Below are 20,899 nucleotides of genomic sequence, written 5' to 3'. Positions count from 1 at the left end.
CTCAAAAAACAAGCATTAATAAAAATATTGGCACGGTTTTAGATTGTCTGGAAACATTGATTTTACGCAGATTTTTAAATTATAAAATTCAAACAAAAGTTTAATAAACTGCATTAATTTGTTTAATTTAGTAAAAAAAGTTTGTGTATCAATGAAATAGTACTATATTTGCTCGCAAGAACATTTTTTTAACATTAAATAAATAGAATTATGAACAAGTCTGAATTAATCGACGCAATGGCAGCAGATGCCGGTATCACTAAAGTAGCAGCTAAAGCAGCTCTTGAATCTTTCATCGCTAATGTGCAAAAAACTTTGCAAAATGATGGTAAAGTAGCTTTAGTAGGTTTTGGAACATTCTCTGTTTCTGAAAGAGCCGCAAGACAAGGTATTAACCCTGCGACTAAGCAACCAATTAAAATTGAAGCTAAAAAAGTAGCTAAATTCAAGGCTGGTGCTGAGTTAGCTGACGCTGTAGCAGCTGGTGCTAAGAAAAAGAAAAAGTAATTTTTGGATTTAAAAGTTAAACAAAAAGAGAGAAGTTGTCCGAAAAGGGCAGCTTTTTTTATGCCGCTAAATTTTGGTAGGCTGATTTTTCTAAAAATATTTTGGTGAAAACTTTTCTGTGGAAGCTAAAAACATTAAAATTTTGTTTTTCGGCAGAATTTTGACCGTTTTTCGATGTTTTTCGGCTCGTTGGGGCAGATTTCACCCCCTTAGATACCATTTTTCTCAAATTATGCCCAATAGCCATCAGTAGAAATTCTATCTTACCTTTTTTAGCCATTTGAATGTAAACCTATCAAACTTATTATTGCTTTTAAGTTGTCCAAAAACCGCTTCCACTTCGATTGGTCGTTTGCTTCGATGCTCCAAGCCTTTTTCACTGTTCAGAAGCTCTTTTGCTTGTTTTTTAGTCGGTTCTTTTAATCGTTTGTTGATATTTCAGATAATTTCTCACGAAGTTTTTCAGAATCAATCACTTTGGGTAATTCTTCTGTGTTAAGTTGTTGATTATAAAGTCTGATGCTCTCTTCAATATCGGATAAAATTCGATTGATTTTTGTTTTGAGTTTTTCTTGATATTTTTCCACAGAACCTCGCCAAACAAAGGGGTATTTATTGGAGGTTGCTTCTATTTTTGTTCCGTCATATATACAAAATTTGAGAAAAATACCAAAAAAAGCCGTCCAAAACTTTTCGGACAGCTTCTCTTCTTTTATGCCATAGGAATTTTAATCTACCATCATTTCTGGAATATCTCCTTCAATGATGAGGGTGGCTTCGGTGGCTTTTTGAATGTCTTCCACAGAAACGCCAGGTGCTCTTTCCAATAGTTTTAGTCCACGGTCGGTGACTTCCATTACAGCCAAATCGGTTACAATTTTTTTAACGCATTTTACCCCTGTTAAAGGTAAGGTACATTCTTTTAAGATTTTGCTTTCACCAGCTTTATTGGTGTGCATCATTGCTACGATGATGTTTTTTGCAGAGGCTACCAAATCCATTGCACCGCCCATACCTTTTACCATTTTCCCAGGAATTTTCCAGCTGGCAATATCTCCTTGTTCTGAAACTTCCATAGCTCCCAATATGGTGAGATCTACTTTCTGGCTGCGGATCATTCCAAAACTGAATGCGGAATCAAAAAACGAAGCTCCTGCTAATGTGGTGATGGTCTGTTTTCCAGCATTGATGAGGTCTGCATCTTCCTCGCCTTCATACGGGAAAGGTCCCATACCCAGCACACCATTTTCACTTTGGAACTCTACAGAGAAACTTTCAGGTACATAATTGGCTACCAAAGTAGGAATACCTATTCCTAAATTTACATAATAACCATCTTTTACTTCTTTGGATATTCTTTTGGCGATTTGTTCTTTTGTCAACATTATGCTTCTCTTTTTCTTACGGTTAGGTTTTCAATTCTTTTTTCATAATTTTCTCCTTGGAAAATACGCTGTACCATTATCCCAGGGATATGGATTTCATTAGGATCAAGTTCTCCTGGTGGTACCAATTCTTCCACTTCGGCAATGGTAATTTTCCCTGCTCCTGCCATAGGGAGATTAAAGTTTCGGGCAGTGCCTTTAAAAATGAGATTGCCAGTATAATCCCCTTTCCAAGCTTTCACGATGGAAAAATCTGCCTCATAGGCGTGTTCCAAGATGTGCATTTTACCATTAAATTCTTTTACTTCTTTGCCTTCTGCTACTTCGGTGCCGTATCCAGCGGGGGTATAGAAGGCGGGGATTCCTGCTTGTGCAGCACGGCATTTTTCGGCTAAAGTTCCCTGTGGTGTGAGTTCTACTTCTAGCTCGCCAGAGAGCATTTGTCTTTCAAACTCGGCATTTTCGCCCACATAGGAAGCAATCATTTTTTTGATTTGTTTTTTCTGAAGCAAAAGTCCTAGACCAAAATTATCTACACCAGCATTATTAGAAATGCAAGTGAAATCAGACAGTGAGCTTTCGGATAGGGCATTAATACAGTTTTCTGGAATGCCACAAAGCCCAAAACCACCCAGCATTAGGGTCATTCCGCTTTCTATACCAGCAATGGCTTCCTTTGCATTTTTTACTCGTTTATCTATCATATTATCATTATTTTTTTTCGTTGTCAATATAGGCATTTTTTTCTTTTGGAAACAAGTTAAATTTTAATTGAGCGGTGTTATTTTCTTTTGGAGATGAAAAATGGCGTTTTATTAATGATTTGATGAAATGTTTGCATATTTAAATCTTTTTTATTATCTTGTGCAAAACTAAAATAAAGAGGAAATGAAACAATGGTTAAAGTATTCGGCACTAGGATTGATGGCAATGGCTAGTATTCAGTGTTCAAGGGTAGAGCCAAACTACGAAGGAATTTTAATGGAAAACTATGGCAGGAATGGTAAATCGGATTTTAGAACTGTGGTGGGAAGACAATGGACAATGTGGCCTGGTACAACGCTATACCAAGTACCAATGTTTGAAACCTCGGGAGATCCACAGGCGGTTACCATCAACGCCAAAGATGCAGGTGTTTTTACGGTGGATCCATCATATCAATATCAAGCCATAAGAGGACAAGGGGTAGATATTGTATTTAGTTATAAGCATTTAGGGATTTCTCAACCACAAGTGATGATGGATAATGTGGAGAATTCTATTCTTAATAAATTGGTGATTAATGCCTATCGAGAGGAAGCGAGAAACTATACTACGGATAGTCTAATGAATAATCTGAATACCTTTGAAAAGCAAGTGGAAGGTAGGCTGAAAAAGGATTTTGAAGCGAAATTATTCCAACTGAATAATCTTACTTCTGGACTGCAGCCTCCGGCATCTATGGCAAAAGCAATAGAAGCGAGAAACAATGCAATACAGCAGGCAGAGCAGGTGAGAAATGAATTGCAAGTGGCTAAAATGAATCTTGAAAAAGCTAAAATAGAAGCAGAAGCGAATAGAGTGAAATCTCAAGGGTTGGATTCTAAATTGCTTCAAGAAAAATGGATAGAAGCCATTAGAAATACCAATAATAAAGTCATCATCACAGATGGTAAAACCCCTGTAATTTTAAACCCATGAGAAATCAATATTTGAAAATTTTTTTGTTCGTACTATTCAATATTTCACTTTTAGGAATTTGTAGGGATTTGTTTCAATGGCAGCCATTGTGGGGTTTTGTAGGCTTTGCATTTTGGTTGATATTGCTGGTCGTTTTTCCTTATGGTAGGTTTAGAAAAGAGTAGGGGAGTGTATTGATAATTATTTTCAGAAAGTTTTTGTCCATTTGAAAAAAAAATGTATTTTTGCAACCTGTTAATCAACCTCTGACGAGAGCCGTGTAAGTTGTTTGACTTTAAACTTTTTTATATATTAATAATGGATTTATTAAAGTACGTACAAGACAAGTACATCGCTAAGAAAGAATTCCCAGAATTCAAAGCAGGAGACACTATTACAGTGTATTACGAAATTAAAGAAGGTAACAAAACCAGAACGCAGTTTTTCAAAGGAACTGTAATCCAGCTTAGAGGAACTGGTGCTACTAAGACCTTCACAATTAGAAAAATGAGTGGTGATGTGGGTGTGGAAAGAGTTTTCCCAATCAATATGCCAGCTCTACAAAAAATTGAAGTAGATAGAAGAGGTAAAGTAAGAAGAGCAAGAATCTACTACTTCAGACAGCTTAGAGGTAAAAAAGCGAGAATTAAAGACGCTGCTTACAAAAAGAATTAATTCAATTCAGACTGATAAAGACAAAAACCACTCGGGGATTATATCTGAGTGGTTTTTGTTGTTTGATGTACTTAAAGTTACTGTTTTATAAACTTATTGCTATTATCGCCATACTTTACAAAATAAATACCTTTGCTTAATTGGCTCACATTGATTTTGTTTTTCTTACCTTTTGCTGCTTGGGAGTGAGCTACTTTTCCACTAGCGTCTAGAATGTAGATTATACCCGCTGTTGCATTAGAAGTTTCTACAAAAATTTCGTTTATGGCTGGGTTAGGGTATAGGTTTATGCTAGAGTTTGGTTGGATTTCATTAACGCTTAGGGTTTCAGATGTAATCTCTACCATTTCTACACAAACTAATCCATCAACATAGACTGCACCACTTTGGAATACGGCTCCAGTAGGCTCTTTTATTTTAGTTCCTCCCAATAGAGTAAGACCTGTTAAATCCATTATAGAGCCATTACTTTCTCCTTTTACTCTCACTCGGGCATTATCTATGGTTAACGTTTGTCCAGTGCGTTTCATCCCAGTAATGCCATAGCGGGTACACTCTGCTAGGAGATCTATACCGCCCTCGATAGTGAGTGCTGCAGTTCCTGATATGAAAATTCCCGTGGCTGAATTGAGAATTTCTAAGCGACCACCTCCTGTAATGGTATTGTTAGTTGCATTGGCAATTCTAATTCCTACACGTTCCTTGGTGGTAATAGTATTGCTTCCGAGAAGGATGATTTTAAAGTTAGGAATATCCGTATTGATGCCGTGGTTTAGTCCATCTGTAGAAATACTGGCGTCTTCCAAGGTGAGGGTGTTGGTTCCATCAAAATGAATTTTACCTGTAATGAAAGGTTTTTCTATGTAGCCCGCTCCTGAAATGCTTATACCATTGATGGTTAAACTTTGTGCATTAAGGCAAATGCTTACCATTGCCAATAGAAAATAGAATACTTTTCTTGTCATAATTAAAAAAAATTAAAAGTTAAACATATATGATTTAAAATTTATTTTTTCTGAATGAGCTTAAAAATACCACCTCTTCCTTATTAGGATACGTTTTTTTATCAATTAGAATAGAATTTCCAAATGTAATAATTATTTAACAATTATACAACAATTGTTTAATATTTTATTTAATTAAACGTTTATTTGGTGATGTTTCTGTTAATTATTGTGATTTGTTTGTTCTGGATTAAGCAGTTGAAAAAATGTTTTTTATTTTAGAAAAATTACCTTTTATTCAAGTAGTTTGAATCTTCAATAGGGTTGGGCTTTAGCCCGACTTTTGAGAAGGTTACCCTAAAAGGCTTTAGCCGAAAGTTAATATCAATAACTATGGATTAATGAAAATCATTAAAAGACTTACAAAATCTATCTTATTGAATGAAAGCTTATGGCTTACCGCCTAAAGCTTATTGCAGAATTTGGGTTGAAATAGATGAAAAAATACCGTGAAAAAATCAAAAAATAAGTACTTTTGTCGCTTATTTGTGAGATAAAAATGATAGATATTTTATTAAAAAACAAAACCTTACTGCAGTGTTCTACGGTAGAAGATATCAATGTATCTGCCCAAGATTTTCATTTGATGCAGGTGGTAGATGCTACGAAAGAGGATATTAAACGCTTAGAAAATCAATATGATATAGACGCTTCTATCATTAAGCATTTTCAGGATATAGAGATTAGTTCCCACTTTTTCTCAACTCCTTCTCAGGTGGCATTTCATATTTCGCTTCCCTTTTACAATGAAAAGAATGAGCTAGAAGAACGCCCTTTGTTTTTTGTCCTTACAAGGGATAAATTGTTTTTATTTCTCAATTCGGATATTGATGCGTATATTAACAAAAACTATATCCGAAAAATTTCACAATTACAATTATTAGAGGACCCTAATGATATTTTTGATTTGCAGATAGAGTTTATTAGCGATTATTATGCTGATATTACCGAAAATGAGGTGAAAAGAGTGAAACAACTCGCTACGCGCATCTTGCAAAAAGAAAAATTTACCAATGCTACGCTCAATCTCATTGCTCAGCATAGTTTTAATAATATGCTCATCAAAGAAATGCTTATAGAAACCGAGCGTGTATTTTTGCTTTATAAGAAAAATGCTGCACAAACTAATATTAATATCAAAGAAGCTATAGACCGCGAGCTTAGCGACCTTTCGGTGGTTTCAGATTATTTACAGTTCAATGCAGAGCGGCTGACGAGCTTGAAAGAAAATGTCGCCAGAAAGATAGATATAGAACAAAATTACATCTTTAAAATCTTAACAATCATTACCCTATGTATTTCTCTACCCACAATGATAGCGGGTATCTACGGAATGAACTTTGAGCATATGCCAGAACTTTCTAATCCGTATCCTATTGTGCTTGGAGTAATGTTTCTGTCAATGATTTTACCATTTATTTTTTTCAAAATAAAGAAATGGTTTTAGAACGTGAATCTTAGAATGAAATTTAGTTTTCTCTCTTGATAGTAAGCTGTTTTATGAGATAAATCTCCCCAAATAATAAATACGAATAGCGAAGTTTATAGGCGTAAATTACTATATTTGTCTCAAATTTTGTGATATGAAAAATATAAAAATAGGGGCGTTTTTCCTTTTAGGTGCCACATTGTGGATGAACGCTCAAACGCTCAAATCGCCAGATGGTAAATTTGAAATGAATTTCCAACTGAAGGCAGGAGTACCATATTATAACCTGAAATACCAAGGTAAAACCTTAGTGGAAGATTCCAAACTGGGCTTGAGATTGATGAAAGATAATGACATCAAATTTGCTACCGAGATAGATAATACCCACCAAAGTTCTCAGTTAGCCAATGGTTTTGTGAAAACAGAGGAGCATTTCAGTTCTAAAAAAGAAGAATGGAACCCTATTTTAGGTGAGAAAAAAACTTATCTAAACCACTACAATGAGCTGGCAGTAACGCTTAATCAAGCTGAAAATGATAGATATATCGTTTTGAAGTTCAGATTATTCAATGATGGTCTTGGTTTTAGATATGAATTTCCAGAGCAAAAAAACCTTAACTATTTCATCATCAAAGAAGAAGATACCGAAATTAATCTTCCTGCCGATATGAAAACTTGGTGGATTGCTGGGGACTATGATTCTCAAGAGTACCAATATCAGGAAACTAAAATCTCCGAAATCCCTGCCCGTTGGCCAAAATCTTATGATGGCAATGCCTCGCAAACCCTCATTAAAAATGCCATACAAATCCCAACAATGATGAAGTGGGAAGGCAAAGCCCCAATGTATTATAGCATCTCTGAAGCGGCGGTTATTAACTATCCTACGGCAAATGTGGAAGTAGATGCCCAAACCTTCACGCTGAAAACCCACCTTACGCCAGATGCTCAGGGAGCCAAAGGCTATATCCAGACACCAGCAGTCTCGCCGTGGCGAACCATCATTGCATCTCCAAAGGCGGAAGAGGTTTTGGCTTCCAAAATGATTTTTAACCTGAATGAGCCCACACACTATAAGGATACCTCATATATAAAACCTACCAAATATATGGGCGTATGGTGGGAGATGATTATAGGGAAATCCCAATGGGCTTATTCTACGGCAAATAATGTTCATATCGATAAAACCGATTTCTCTAAACTTACCCCTAATAACAACCACGCTGCTAATAACGATAAAGTAAAGCAATATATTGATTTTGCATCCAAACACGGCTTTGATGCTCTGCTCATCGAAGGGTGGAATATCGGTTGGGAAGATTGGTTTGGAAAGTCTAAAGAATTTGTTTTTGACTTCATTACACCATACCCTGATTTTGATATTAAAATGCTGAATGACCATGCCCACCAAAAGGGAATTAAACTGATGATGCACCACGAGACCTCTGGCTCTGCAACCAACTATGAACGATGGGCAGATAAAGCATTCCAACTGATGAATCAATACGGATATCCTTCTGTGAAGACGGGCTATGTGGGCAATATTATCCCAAGAGGGGAGCATCATTATTCTCAATGGATGATAAACCACTATCTGAGAATTGCAGAGAAAGCTAATGACTACAAGATTATGGTAAACTCTCACGAAAGCGTTCGCCCTACGGGATTGAGCCGCACTTATCCTAACTGGATTGCAGCAGAGGCAGCGAGAGGAACAGAGTTTGAAGCCTTTGGAGGAAACAATCCAGATCACCAGACCATTTTGCCATTTACCCGATTGATGGGCGGTGCTATGGACTACACCCCAGGGATTTTCCAAACTAAGTTAGACTATTATTTCCCTAACGATACGCGTTTCGTGAAAACCACTCTTACTAAGCAATTGGCCCTATATGTTGTACTATATTCTCCATTGCAGATGGCAGCAGATTTACCCGAAAATTATGAGAAACATCTAGATGCCTTTCAGTTTATCAAAGATGTGGCAGCAGATTGGGATGATACTCAGATTTTAGCTGCTGAACCAGGGGATTATATCCACATTGCTAGAAAAGCCAAAGGGAAAGAAGAATGGTTTGTAGGAGGGATTACAGATGAGAATGCCCGAAGCTATGTGGTAGATTTCTCATTTCTTCCGAAAGGAAAAAAATATCAAGTAACGGTATATGAAGATGGTAAAGATGCAGACTATATCAGCAATCCGCAATCTTATCATATCTATACCAAAACCATTGATAATAAAACCAAAATCCCAGTAAAACTTGCCCGAAGTGGAGGCTATGCAATGAGCATTCGCCCAATAGGTCAATAATTAAAATACTTAAAAAGTGGTGCTTCTCTCTTAGCATCACTTTTTTTTGTTTGAAAAAATAGGTTATACAAACAGCAAGGAAGTTGAGGAAGTGCTCGTGGAAGTTGAGGAAATGCTCGTAGAAGTTGAGGAAGTGCTCGTAGAAGTTGAGGAAACGCTCGTAGAAGTTGAGGAAAAGCTCGTAGAAGTTGAGGAAGTGCTCGTAGAAGTTGAGGAAGTGCTCGTAGAAGTTGAGGAAAAGCTCGTGGAAGTTGTAATAATACAATGAAAATCAAAGAAATTTTATGACCGCCAACCTTGTTTGGGGATATGCTCAAAAAACTATAAAAATCCATACCTTTGTGCTATGGAATCATTGGGAAAAGACTTATTAAGGAAAATTAAAAATGCTTCACTTTGGGGGGATAAAGCCCACGCCATCTATTCACCGCCCTATCGCCCTATTTTAAGTTATGAAGAAATCTTAGCAAAACAGCCCCGTTTTGCTGCCGTTAATATCCTTCTCTATCTAAAAGATAATCAATGGTATTTTCCCCTAATGCTTCGTACAGAAAATGAAAATGACCGCCATAGTGGGCAGATTTCCCTCCCTGGAGGTAGCCAAGACCCTACGGATATAGACTTTGCCCATACCGCAAAACGCGAAACGGCAGAGGAAATAGGCATTGAGGAACATTATGTGAAAATCATCAGAGAAATTTCCCCTATCTATATCCCGCCAAGCAATTTCTATGTGCATTCTTTCATTTCATTTACCAAGAAAAATCCCAGTTTTACCCTACAAGCATCAGAAGCCTTAGAGCTGATAGAGTTTCCTGTATCTACTATTTTGCAAATGGAAGAAACACCAAAACTGATGACCCTGCCTACCTCGCGAGGGGTGGAAGTTCCTACAATAGAGTTCAATGGTTATAAGGTGTGGGGAGCCACCGCTATGATTCTAAGCGAGTTCCGACAATTATTAAAAAATTTGTAAATTCGCAGCTTACTTTTAATCAAGAAATGGCAAAAAAAAACATATTTACCGATGCCTTCGGGACACCCTATTTCCTTAAAAGATTCATTATTTTCATCTTGGGAATGGTCTCTTATAGAAGGTTCAACGGTTTTAATAAACTCAAAATTTCAGGAACGGAATACCTTAAAGACCTACCCGATAGCAATGTCCTTTTTGTATCCAACCATCAGACCTATTTTGCAGATGTGGCAGCAATGTATCACGCATTCTGTGCGGTGAACAATGGCTATCTCAATACCATTAAAAATCCTATCTATCTTCTTAATCCCAAAGTGGATTTCTATTATGTAGCTGCAGAAGAAACAATGAATAAAGGAATTTTGCCTAAAATTTTTAAAATCGCAGGTGCTGTTACAGTGAAAAGAACTTGGCGTGCAGAGGGCAAAGATGTGAATAGAATGGTGGATATGAGCGAGGTGGATAATATAATGAAAGCTTTGGACAATGGCTGGGTAATTACCTTCCCACAAGGGACTACCACCGCATTTGCACAAGGAAGAAAAGGTACAGCTAAACTGGTAAAGCAGCAGCGTCCTATTGTAGTACCTATCAAAATCAATGGATTTAGAAGGGCTTTTGATAAAAAGGGATTGAAAGTGAAAGTAACTGGTGTAGAACCTACAATGGAGTTTAAAAAACCATTGGAGATAGATTATGAAAATGAATCGGCAAAGGATATTTTGGATAAAATAATGGTTGCCATAGAGCAAACGCCAGATTTTAACCTCCTCTACGAGTATGATGAGGAACTGAAAGCTAAAAAAGCCGAAAACAAAAACTAAAATACTTTGGAAACAACAGCTTTACAACTATTTAAAGACCATCAGGATAAAACACGCATTCTAATTTCCAGCGAATCTGGTATGGCTCGGCTGGTATTGCATATCTTAGATTTTTGTGGGATTTCCACAGATTATATTTTGGATAATGGAGAGAAAAACATTCAGAATAATGATTTTCTCATCTTTGAAAGTCGGCATTCTGATGTAGCTTTGTTTCATCCTAATGTGGTATTGCTCAGCTCCGCATCAGAGTTGTCAATCCCCGATTTACTCAATAGCATCACAGGAGGTGGCGTATTGGTCTATCCTGAAAACAATGAGAATATTAATGCAGCATTAGAGAATGTAGAAAACTACTTCCGTAGGCTTCCTTATACTTCCACACATCCTATTGGGGATACCATTGAAACGCCAATGGGAGCCATTCCCATCTCTTTTGCAAAACATCCTATGGTAGAGCACCTTGAGGGAATTCGGCTTTTGGTGCAGCAATTAAGCGTAATGGAAGAAGATTTCTATGAAGCGGTGATGACTTTTTGATTTTTCAATCAAGGGAAAGAAAATGATAACTTTGATAAAATCTCAGAAATTATTTTTGAGAAATAATGCTATTGTCTTCTGTGGCAAAATTTGAAAAATTAAACTAACAACTATCAGTTATTGACTATTTTTCAAATCAGAAAAAAATACTTAAATTTGGGAGCATCATTAGAATAGTTTTAATCTAAATATTTTTGTAAAAATGTATCAATATGTAAGTGCCGAAGAGGCAGTTTCTGTAATAAAAAGTGGGGATAGGGTTTTCTCTCACGGTAGTGCTTGTACGCCTAATGTTTTGATTGACGAACTGGCAAGACAAGCTGATAGATTAAGAAATGTAGAGTTTGTATCCATCACACAGCAGGGTAATATAGAAATTGCTAAACCAGAATATAAGGATAGTTTTTATATCAATTCATTATTTACCTCTACCCCTGTGCGTAGTGCCGTGAATGGAGATAATGGCGATTTTATCCCTGTATTCCTTAGTGAAATTCCTATCCTTTTCAAAAATGGTTTACTTCCGTTAGATGTAGCCATTATTACCGTTTCGCCACCAGATAAGCACGGCTATTGTACTCTGGGGACATCTGTGGATATTGCCAGAGCGGCAGTAGATACAGCAAAGAAAATCATTGCAGTTGTCAATCCCAAGATGCCAAGAACCCACGGCGATGGAATGGTTCACGTTCAAAGAATTGATAAAATGGTATGGCACGAGGCTGATTTGCTTACCATCAATTACTCTGAGAAAGTAGGAGTAGAAGAGCTTCAAATTGGGAAAAATGTAGCCGAACTAATCGATGATCAATCAACTTTGCAAATGGGTATCGGAACTATTCCAGATGCGGTATTACAATGCCTACATAATCACAAAGATCTTGGAATACATACCGAAATGCTAAGCGATGGCGTTATCGATTTGATTCAAAAAGATGTGGTTAATAACAAATATAAAGGCTTTCACAATAACCAGACCATCACCAGTTTCTGCTTCGGTACAAGACGCCTATATGATTTTGTAGATGATAATCCGTCTATCTCATTCTTGGATGTGGAACATGTGAATTTCCCTATCAACATTATGAAGAATAAGAAAATGACAGCCATCAACTCGGCTATTGAGGTAGATATCACGGGGCAAATCTGTGCAGATTCCATCGGAACTTTCCAATACAGCGGTATCGGTGGGCAGATGGACTTTATGAGAGGTGCCGCCCTTAGCGAAGGGGGAAAACCTATCATTGCCATTACTTCCAGAACCAAAAAAGGAGTACCGAGAATTGTCCCTCATCTGAAACTCGGAGCAGGGGTGGTAACCACCAGAGGGCACATCCATTGGGTAGTAACAGAGTACGGTGCGGTGAATCTCTACGGAAAAAATCTACGCCAAAGAGCAAAACTCCTCATCAGCATAGCCCATCCAGATGATAGAGAAGCCTTAGAAAAAGCCGCTTTTGAAAGATTTAAAGTGGCTCTATAAGCACAAAAATTTCATTGCCAAGGCTGAAAATTACGGTCTTGGCATTTTCATTAAAATTAATAAATTAGCACCTTTAAAATACAGAGAATGAAAAAAATATTATTTGCCATTATTTTGATAGCATCAGTGTCTGGTATCAAAGCTCAATATGCAGCTATAGATGCCAGATTGAGCAGATTGGAAGCCAAAAGAGGTATCAATAAAAACCTTAAAGCCGTAGATTTAAATCAGAAAAGATTTGTTATCCAAAAGGAGTTTGAAGACCACACAGAGCGTCTTTTTATTTCCTTAAATGGAGATAAAGCCACTTATATTGAAGTTTTTGATGATAAAAAAACTGGCGAAACTACTTCTAATGTCTTTTCGGGAGATTTCATTAGAACACCCAAGAATATTATATCGTTTAGATTTGATGCTTTGGAAGGGAAGAAAATTCCCCTTGCGATTACCAAAAGCTTTCTTCTTACACAGCACGGGGAAATTCTTTATCTATTAGATGTCAATACCAAAGAACGCTGGATAGATGAAAAAATGGTCATCAAAAAATAAAAAAAATCAAAAGTTCAGAGTTTTAAATTCTGGACTTTTTTGTTTCCCTAATGTGAATTTACTCTGAAAATTTAACATTATATTTGTGGTCTAAACCTAAACTGAAATGTCTGATACAATTCTTCATAGAATAGAACAATTAAGAGAAAATCTCCACCAGCACAATCATCGTTATTACATCTTAGACCAACCCATTATTTCTGATTTTGAATTTGATGAAATGCTGAAAGAACTGCAAACTTTGGAACAACAATATCCAGAGTTTTGGGATGCCAATTCGCCTACCCAGCGTGTGGGTGGAGGCATCACTAAAAATTTCCCTACTGTACAGCATCAGTTCAGGATGTATTCTTTGGACAATTCCTATGATTATGACGATTTGGAAGATTGGGAAAAAAGAATCCAAAAAACCATTGAAGAACCCGTAGAGTTTGTTGCAGAACTGAAATACGATGGTGCCTCCATTTCTATTCTCTATGAAAATGGCATCTTGAAAGAAGCGGTAACGCGTGGCGATGGTTTCCAAGGGGATGAAATTACCACCAATGTACGCACCATATCGGATATTCCATTAAAACTTAAAGGAGATACACCTGAGCGTTTCTTTATGCGTGGTGAAATCTACCTTACCCGAAAAAACTTTGACAAGATTAATGCAGCACGAGAGGAGGAAGGCTTAGATCCTTTTATGAACCCAAGAAATACCGCATCTGGAAGCTTGAAAATGCAAGATAGCGGCGAGGTGAGAAAGCGTGGGCTTTCGGCGGTGTTGTATCAGTTTGTAGGTGAGGAACTCCCTGCGGAAAGCCATTGGGAATTGTTACAAAAATCTAAAGATTGGGGATTCAAAACCTCTGCACAGGCGAAGCTTTGCAAAAGTTTGGACGAAGTGAAAGCCTTTATCAATTATTGGGAAACCGAAAGGCATCAGCTTCCATTCGAGATTGATGGCATTGTTTTAAAAGTCAATTCCTTAAAACAACAACGGTTATTGGGCTATACCGCCAAATCACCTCGGTGGGCAATGGCTTATAAATTCAAGGCTGAAAAAGTAGAAACCGAATTGCAAAGTGTAAGCTATCAGGTGGGCAGAACGGGAGCCATCACTCCAGTGGCTAATCTAAAACCCGTGCTATTGGCAGGTACTATCGTTAAAAGAGCTTCTTTGCACAATGAAGACATTATAAAGAAATTAGACCTTCATAATAATGATTTTGTCTATGTAGAAAAAGGCGGAGAAATCATTCCTAAAATAGTAGGCGTGAATACCGAAAAGAGAACGCCAGAAAGTACCGCCATACAGTACATTTCCCATTGCCCAGAATGTGGCACAGAGCTGATGAAAGTAGAAGACCAAGCCATTCATTTTTGTCCCAATGAACTCCATTGCCCACCGCAAGTGGTAGGTAAGATGATACACTATGTTTCTAGAAAGGCTCTGAATATCGAAAATTTGGGGCAAGAGACCATAGAGCAATTGTATAGAGAAAAACTGATTGAAAATCCTGCCGATTTCTATACCCTCACTAAAGAGCAACTACTACCTTTGGAAAGAATGGCGGAGAAATCTGCTCAGAATATCATTTCAGGGATTGAAAAATCCAAAGACATTCCTTTTGAAAAAGTTCTTTTTGGGATTGGTATCAAGCATGTGGGCGAAACGGTTGCTAAGAAATTGGTTAAAAATTTTCCATCAATAAATGAACTGAAAACCGCCACTATAGAAGAGCTTTGTCAGGTAGAAGACATTGGCGGTAAGATTGCCATCAGCATCCGAGATTTTTTTGCAAATCCTGAAAATCTACTGATGATAGAACGCCTGAAATCTTATGGCGTTCAGCTGGAAAAACAAGATACTCATACCGAAGTTTTGAGCAATGCTTTAGAGGGGAAAACCTTTTTATTCACTGGGAAATTATCCCTCTTCACCCGAGAGCAAGCTGAAGATATGGTAGAAAAGCACGGAGGTAAAAACATCTCTGCGGTTTCTAAAAACCTAAACTATCTGGTGGTGGGTGAAAAGGCGGGTAGTAAACTGAAAAAAGCCCAAGCCATTGGCACCATCATCATCTTAGACGAACAGCAGTTTTTAGAGATGGTAGGGGAGTAGAGGGAAGTTCATTTGAATTACCAAGTGTTACAAATGGATTATCAACCTTGCTGAATCATTTTGAAAGGGAAATAAATCCTTTGTAAAGTTGTTAATAAAAAAAATAAGCTGTCCGAAAATTGGACAGCTTATTTGGTATTTTATGGAAAGATGGCATTATGCTTTTGCCTCTTTCTTTTTGTTCTTATCTTTTTCAGAGCCTTCTAATCCTTTTTTCTTCAAAAGGTCATAAGACACTGCGGAAGCGATGAACCAAGTAGAGTAGGTACCGAAACCAACCCCAATGAGTAGGGCAAACATAAAGCCTCTCAGGTTCTCACCGCCAAGGATGAAGATGGCTAAAATTACCAAGAAGGTAAGGAATGCCGTGTTGAATGTTCTACCCAAAGTGCTGGAAATAGAATCATTAAACAAGCCTTCTAGGGTAAGGGCTCTTTTCTCTTGCAGATACTCTCGGATTCTATCAAAGATGATAACGGTATCGTTGATAGAGTATCCTAAAACGGTAAGCAATGCAGCGATGAAGTCTTGATTGATTTCCATACTGAAAGGCATTACATTTTTTAGAAGAGAATAAGCACCTAAAATCACAATCGTATCGTGTACCAAAGAGGCGATGGCTCCTGTAGAGAATTGCCATTTTTTGAATCTTATCAAAATGTAAAGGAAAATACCCAATAACGAAATTGCCAATGCCATAGCCCCTCCTGTTTTGATATCGTCTGCTACGGTAGGCCCTACTTTTACAGAGCTGATGATACCATATTTAGCCTCGTCTGAACCTCCTTTAAAGTTTTCAAGCTTAGCATCGGAAGGAAGCAATGGTTGTAATCCAGCAAAGAGTTTTTTCTCGATGTCTTGGTCTGCTTCAAGGCTTTCTTCGTCTATTCTATAGTCGGTAGTGATTTTCAGTTGGGTATTATTACCAAAAGTTTTCACATCTAGTGCACTGGTTTCCCCGTCTTTGGTTACAAATTGTTTTTCCAAAGCATCTTGGGCAGCGTTGGCATCTACGGCTTTCTCAAAACGCACTACATAGCTTCTACCTCCGTTGAAGTCTACACCGTATTTGAACCCTTGTGTAGCGATAGAGCCTAAAGATACTAAGGTGATGATGGCAGAGATGATGTACGCGTATTTTCTCTTTCCGATGAAATCAAACCAAGTTTTTCTGAAGATATTTTTACTCAAAGAAGTCCAAACGGAGATGTTTTTCCCTTTAGAAAGTCGGCTGAAAATCATCACTCTGGTCAATAGAACGCAGGTGAACATAGACATCAGAATACCGATACCCAAAGTTACAGCAAAACCTTTGATAGGTCCCGTACCGAATACATAAAGCACAATGGCAGTAAGGAAAGAGGTAACATTACCATCTATGATGGCAGATAGGGAGAAATTAAACCCTTCGTTATAAGCTTCTCTGATGTTTTTTCCTGCGAATAATTCTTCTTTGGTTCTTTCGTAAACAATAACATTGGCATCAATAGACATTGCCATAGATAGCACCACCCCTGCAATACCAGGTAGGGTAAGGGTAGCATCCACAGAGTCCATAATTCCCATTAGGAAGAAAAGATTAATCGCCATAGCAATAACGGCATAAACCCCCGCACCACCATAATAGAAAATAAGGTAAGCAATGATGATAAGGAATGCGAATATAAAAGAGTAAAGCCCTGCTTGTACAGATTCTGCCCCAAGTGATGGCCCTACAACTTCGGCTTGAACAATCTTAGCCCCCGCAGGCAATTTACCAGCCCCTAAAACATTTACCAAGTCTTGTGCTTCATCTTGTGTAAAGTTACCAGAGATTTGAGTTCTACCATTCGGGATTTTGTTGATAACATTCGGTGCGGTATAGACTACATTGTCTAGCGTTACTGCCACAGGTTTGCCTACATTTCTTTCTGTAAGTACCGCCCAATCTCTTGCTCCTTTGCTATCCATCTGCATATCTACCACTATTCTGCTTAGCTCATCGTAGCTGATGTTCGCCGTTTCTACTGCTCCATCTACTGGTGCTTTTTGGCTGATGTTTCCACGGATGGCATAGAGTACAAGGCTATTAGGATCTGAGTTTTCAGGTTTATACCCCCACATAAACTGGGTGTATTTTAGGTTAGCAGGTCTAGCCTCTTTAGCGATTTTATGGTTAAGGATTTTATTAACGGTAGCTGTGTCAGATAGTTTTACTGTAGCTACGCCGTTAGAGCTCAGTTTGTTGAGCTGTAATAATCCTTCGAAGTTGGTTAGTTTTGCTACTCCTAAAGAATCCGCTTTAAGCGACACAAGAGAATTAACGGTTTGGATGTAAGGATATACTTCATTAATCTGTTGTACTTCCCAAAACTGAAGTTTAGCAGAGGTTTGAAGCATCTTTTTCACTCTATCGATGTCTTTCACCCCAGGCATTTCTACGGAGATTCTTCCTGTACCAGGTACTCTCTGCACATTAGGCTGAGTAACGCCCATTTTATCAATACGCGTACGGATTACCTCATAGGCAGTTCCTGTAGAAAGCTCTATTCTTTTCTTTACGATGTCTTTTACTTCTGCATCGGTAGTATTGTACTTAATTTCGGTAAGGTTGGTATTACCAAATACTTCTGGGTCAGCAAGTTTTAGATTAGCGTTTTTGGCTTTGTTTACTGCATCAAACTGAATGAAAAAATCATCAATATATGATTTTGTAGAGTTTTTCTGAACTTGGTCTGTTCTATCCAAAGCCTCGATGAGGATAGGGTTAGAAGAATAATTGGTAAGATTGTTTACCAAGTCTCTTTGGTTAATTTCCAAAAGCACATTGATACCCCCTTTCAAGTCTAGACCTAGCTTCATCTCTTTCTCCTTCGCTTTGGAGTAGTAAAGCTCTGTAAAGCCGAGATTCAGAGTGTCTTTAGAAAGTTTAGCGATTTCTTTTTGATACTTCACAGGGTCGTTACCAGCGATGGCGGTTGCCTGTTTTTCAATCTTGCTTGCATACCAAGTTGGCAAAAGTTCATTGAGACAGATAAGCCCCAGAACTATGGCTACTAGTGTAATGAGTCCTTTTCCTTGCATTTTAATTACAACATTAAATTATTTTATAATCGGCAAATATAATGAATTTAATTATATATTGGTTGATAGTTGATGGTTCTCACTGGTTAGAAAGTTAGAGGGTTAGATTTTAGAGGTTAGAAAATCGTCTTTTCTCTTTCTCCCTTCTTCTTTTTTCAAAAAAACTCAACACTTTCAATTGGTTGATAGTTGATGGTTGTCGGTTGATGGTCGTCACTGGTTAGAAAGTTAGAGGGTTAGATGTTAAAGAAAAGTCTTTTCTCCTTCTTCCTTCTTCTTTTTTCAAAAAAAACTCAACACTCAAAACTTTTAAACCGTCATAGAAAAGATTCTAGTTTCGGGTTGTTTTCTTAGCATTCTCAGGTCAAAAGTCATTGCGACATTTCGGGTGAAAGCTCTTCCTTTTTCGGTAATGGTGATGTGGTTTTCAGAAAGTTTTACCAATCCATCGGCTTCCATTTCCTTGAGTTTTTCCAGAGATTGCTGTATTTCTGGTAGGTAAGTATTTTCAGACCAAGAGGTTTCCAATCGGCACATCAGATTAAGGATGTGCTGGCGGATAATGAGGTCTTCATCCGTAAGGATATGCCCACGGAACACAGGGATTTCTCCTGCTTCTACGCGTTTTTGATAGTCTTCCACGGTTTTCTCATTCTGAGCAAAAGCATACCAAGAATCCGAGATGGCACTCATTCCCAAGCCTACCATCAGTAAAGTTTTGCTAGAAGAATAGCCCATAAAATTTCTATGGATATTCCCGTTGATAAGGCTTTGATAGAGTTCATCGTGCTCTAGAGAGAAGTGATCCATTCCCACTTCTTTATAGCCCAATTGTTCTAATAATTGCTTGCCGTTTTCGTAAAGTTTTCTTTTTTCTTCGCCACTCGGGAGGTCGTTTTCATCGAATCCTCTTTGCCCTACACCTTTAATCCAAGGCACATGAGCATAGGAGTAAAACGCCAATCTATCGGGTTTTAGCTCCATTGTTTTCCTGATGGTAAATTCCATTTTGTCCCAATTCTGATGTGGTAAACCGAAAACCAAATCGTGAGAAATGCTGGTGTAGCCTATCTCGCGAGCCCACTGGGTAACGCGTTCTACATTTTCAAATGGCTGAACTCTATTGATGGCTTTCTGAACTTCCAAATCATAATCTTGAACCCCAAAACTGCATCTTCGGAAGCCTAAATCATAAAGCATTTGCAGATGTTCCTTAGTGGTATTATTGGGATGTCCTTCAAAGCTGAACTCTGGCTGCTCGGCGATATTAGCCTTAGCGAAAATACCCTCTAATAAGGTTTTTAGGTTCTCTGGCGAGAAGAATGTAGGTGTGCCACCTCCTAAATGCAACTCTTTTATGGTAGGTTTTTCTCCGAAAAGCTGAAGGTAGAGTTCCCATTCTTTCAATACAGTTTCCAGATAGGGGCGTTCTACGGAATGTTGCTTGGTAATTCTCTTGTGGCAAGCACAGAAGGTGCACAGGCTTTCACAAAATGGTAGGTGGATGTATAGGGAAATCCCTTCGGTATGATTACTTTCGTTGAAGGCTTTTATCACAGATTGTCTCCATCGCTCGGCGGAGAAACTGCTTTCATCCCAAAAAGGCACGGTAGGGTAAGAGGTGTAACGCGGGCCAGGGATATTGTATTTGTCTATTAGTGATTTATTCATACTGCAAAAATACTTAATTTATCTTATATTGTATGATAGTATTTAGAAGGTTGGATTTTAGATATTAGAGAGTTAGATATTAGAAGGTTAGAAAAAAAGTCCTTACTCTTTGCTCTTTGCTCTTTCTTCTTTCCTCAAAACTCAGCACTCAAAACTAAAATTGGTTGATGGTTGTCAGTTGTTGGTTGATGGTCAAAAACTCAAAACTCAACACTCAACACTCAGCACTCAACACTCAGCACTCAAAACTTATAATTGCTAGAAAGTTAAAAGGCTATAAAGTTAGAAGGTTAGATATTAGAGGGTTAAGATGTTAGAACATTGAAGGAGAGTTTTACAAATCTTTTGTGAACCGTTTGAATAAAAGGTTACTTTTTTATAGCATAATTGGGATTAAACTACGGGTAAAAAATTTCCTAGTTAGGAAAATTCAATTTCCTGCTTAGGGATTTATAATTTCCTGCCTAGTAAAATCTGTAGGATAGTGTAGAGAAAAAATTGAGTCAATTTTTTGAAAGATTGACTCAATTTTTTGAAAAATCGAGTCGATCTTTTTGAACCTTGAAAATTGATACTTCTCTTGGATGAAAGTTTAGCTAAAATAGATGATAGGTTAGGAATATATTGCTAAGATAATAGATGGAAATACTTGGTATTACTAAAAGTTTATATTGGGGATTTAAAAAAAATGCTCTGATTTTAGATTTCATCAA

The 20,899-nt window shown here is 37.6% G+C and carries 19 protein-coding genes; 12 read left to right on the top strand and 7 right to left on the bottom strand.

The features are described from left to right. The first annotated feature begins 210 nt into the window (after positions 1-210). The gene (locus tag ACFFUE_RS06295) at positions 211-507 is read left to right on the top strand and encodes an HU family DNA-binding protein (RefSeq protein WP_327984205.1); all 297 of its coding nucleotides are present in this window, start codon (positions 211-213) and stop codon (positions 505-507) included. Positions 508-565: 58 nt separating this feature from the next. Here the strand turns inward: ACFFUE_RS06295 and ACFFUE_RS06290 are convergent, their stop codons facing one another. The 4 genes from ACFFUE_RS06290 to ACFFUE_RS06275 form a co-directional block, all read right to left on the bottom strand. Next, complete coding sequence (locus tag ACFFUE_RS06290; protein ID WP_376833643.1) at positions 566-787, bottom strand: hypothetical protein; 222 nt, start codon at positions 785-787, stop codon at positions 566-568. After that, on the bottom strand, positions 766-894 hold the full coding sequence (locus ACFFUE_RS06285) for a transposase (RefSeq protein ID WP_376833660.1): 129 nt from the start codon (positions 892-894) through the stop codon (positions 766-768). The genes ACFFUE_RS06290 and ACFFUE_RS06285 overlap by 22 nt, the downstream gene beginning before the upstream one ends. Positions 895-1,235: 341 nt before the next feature. Then, positions 1,236-1,892: a CoA transferase subunit B gene (locus ACFFUE_RS06280; protein ID WP_327984232.1), complete on the bottom strand. Its 657-nt coding sequence runs from the start codon at positions 1,890-1,892 to the stop codon at positions 1,236-1,238. After that, positions 1,892-2,596: a CoA transferase subunit A gene (locus ACFFUE_RS06275; RefSeq protein WP_327984233.1), complete on the bottom strand. Its 705-nt coding sequence runs from the start codon at positions 2,594-2,596 to the stop codon at positions 1,892-1,894. Before ACFFUE_RS06275 ends, ACFFUE_RS06280 begins: the two co-directional genes overlap by 1 nt. A 184-nt stretch (positions 2,597-2,780) precedes the next feature. Here ACFFUE_RS06275 and ACFFUE_RS06270 point away from each other — a divergent pair, with 184 nt between their 5' ends. After that, on the top strand, positions 2,781-3,572 hold the full coding sequence (locus ACFFUE_RS06270) for an SPFH domain-containing protein (RefSeq protein WP_327984234.1): 792 nt from the start codon (positions 2,781-2,783) through the stop codon (positions 3,570-3,572). A 297-nt stretch (positions 3,573-3,869) separates the two neighbouring features. Continuing rightward, positions 3,870-4,226 carry a 50S ribosomal protein L19 gene (rplS, locus tag ACFFUE_RS06265; RefSeq protein WP_327984235.1) on the top strand — a complete coding sequence of 119 codons (357 nt, stop codon included), beginning with the start codon at positions 3,870-3,872 and terminating at the stop codon, positions 4,224-4,226. Between the two features lie 77 nt (positions 4,227-4,303). Here rplS and ACFFUE_RS06260 read toward each other — a convergent pair whose 3' ends face one another. Then, positions 4,304-5,191 carry a T9SS type A sorting domain-containing protein gene (locus tag ACFFUE_RS06260; RefSeq protein ID WP_376833639.1) on the bottom strand — a complete coding sequence of 296 codons (888 nt, stop codon included), beginning with the start codon at positions 5,189-5,191 and terminating at the stop codon, positions 4,304-4,306. A 538-nt stretch (positions 5,192-5,729) separates the two neighbouring features. Between ACFFUE_RS06260 and ACFFUE_RS06255 the strand changes: the two genes are divergently transcribed. The 9 genes from ACFFUE_RS06255 (at position 5,730) to ligA (ending at position 15,452) form a co-directional block, all read left to right on the top strand. Continuing rightward, complete coding sequence (locus tag ACFFUE_RS06255) at positions 5,730-6,677, top strand: CorA family divalent cation transporter (RefSeq protein ID WP_376833637.1); 948 nt, start codon at positions 5,730-5,732, stop codon at positions 6,675-6,677. Positions 6,678-6,813: 136 nt separating this feature from the next. Continuing rightward, a complete protein-coding gene (locus ACFFUE_RS06250) occupies positions 6,814-8,970 on the top strand; it encodes a glycoside hydrolase family 97 protein (RefSeq protein ID WP_376833635.1) in 2,157 nt (718 codons plus the stop codon). 46 nt (positions 8,971-9,016) lie between these two features. After that, complete coding sequence (locus ACFFUE_RS06245) at positions 9,017-9,238, top strand: hypothetical protein (RefSeq protein ID WP_376833633.1); 222 nt, start codon at positions 9,017-9,019, stop codon at positions 9,236-9,238. Between the two features lie 78 nt (positions 9,239-9,316). Next, the gene (locus ACFFUE_RS06240; protein ID WP_376833631.1) at positions 9,317-9,946 is read left to right on the top strand and encodes an NUDIX hydrolase; all 630 of its coding nucleotides are present in this window, start codon (positions 9,317-9,319) and stop codon (positions 9,944-9,946) included. A 26-nt stretch (positions 9,947-9,972) separates the two neighbouring features. Next, positions 9,973-10,770, top strand: a complete 798-nt coding sequence (locus ACFFUE_RS06235; protein WP_327984467.1) for a lysophospholipid acyltransferase family protein — start codon at positions 9,973-9,975, stop codon at positions 10,768-10,770. 6 nt (positions 10,771-10,776) lie between these two features. After that, entirely contained in the window at positions 10,777-11,310 is a 534-nt protein-coding gene (locus ACFFUE_RS06230; protein ID WP_376833628.1) for a hypothetical protein, read from the top strand. A 202-nt stretch (positions 11,311-11,512) separates the two neighbouring features. Then, positions 11,513-12,793, top strand: coding sequence for an acetyl-CoA hydrolase/transferase family protein (locus tag ACFFUE_RS06225; protein WP_376833626.1), 1,281 nt, complete (start codon positions 11,513-11,515; stop codon positions 12,791-12,793). Between the two features lie 87 nt (positions 12,794-12,880). Then, a complete protein-coding gene (locus tag ACFFUE_RS06220; RefSeq protein WP_376833624.1) occupies positions 12,881-13,342 on the top strand; it encodes a hypothetical protein in 462 nt (153 codons plus the stop codon). Between the two features lie 106 nt (positions 13,343-13,448). After that, complete coding sequence (ligA, locus tag ACFFUE_RS06215; protein WP_376833622.1) at positions 13,449-15,452, top strand: NAD-dependent DNA ligase LigA; 2,004 nt, start codon at positions 13,449-13,451, stop codon at positions 15,450-15,452. Positions 15,453-15,608: 156 nt separating this feature from the next. On the opposite strand, the gene secD is transcribed toward ligA, so the two are convergent. Then, complete coding sequence (gene secD, locus ACFFUE_RS06210) at positions 15,609-18,515, bottom strand: protein translocase subunit SecD (RefSeq protein WP_376833620.1); 2,907 nt, start codon at positions 18,513-18,515, stop codon at positions 15,609-15,611. A gap of 309 nt (positions 18,516-18,824) precedes the next feature. Further along, on the bottom strand, positions 18,825-20,186 hold the full coding sequence (gene hemN, locus ACFFUE_RS06205; RefSeq protein ID WP_376833618.1) for an oxygen-independent coproporphyrinogen III oxidase: 1,362 nt from the start codon (positions 20,184-20,186) through the stop codon (positions 18,825-18,827). Positions 20,187-20,899 lie beyond the last annotated feature (713 nt).

It is taken from the genome of Bergeyella porcorum (assembly GCF_042427575.1).
Lineage (GTDB): Bacteria > Bacteroidota > Bacteroidia > Flavobacteriales > Weeksellaceae > Bergeyella > Bergeyella porcorum.
This window is presented reverse-complemented; position numbering and strand designations above follow the sequence as displayed.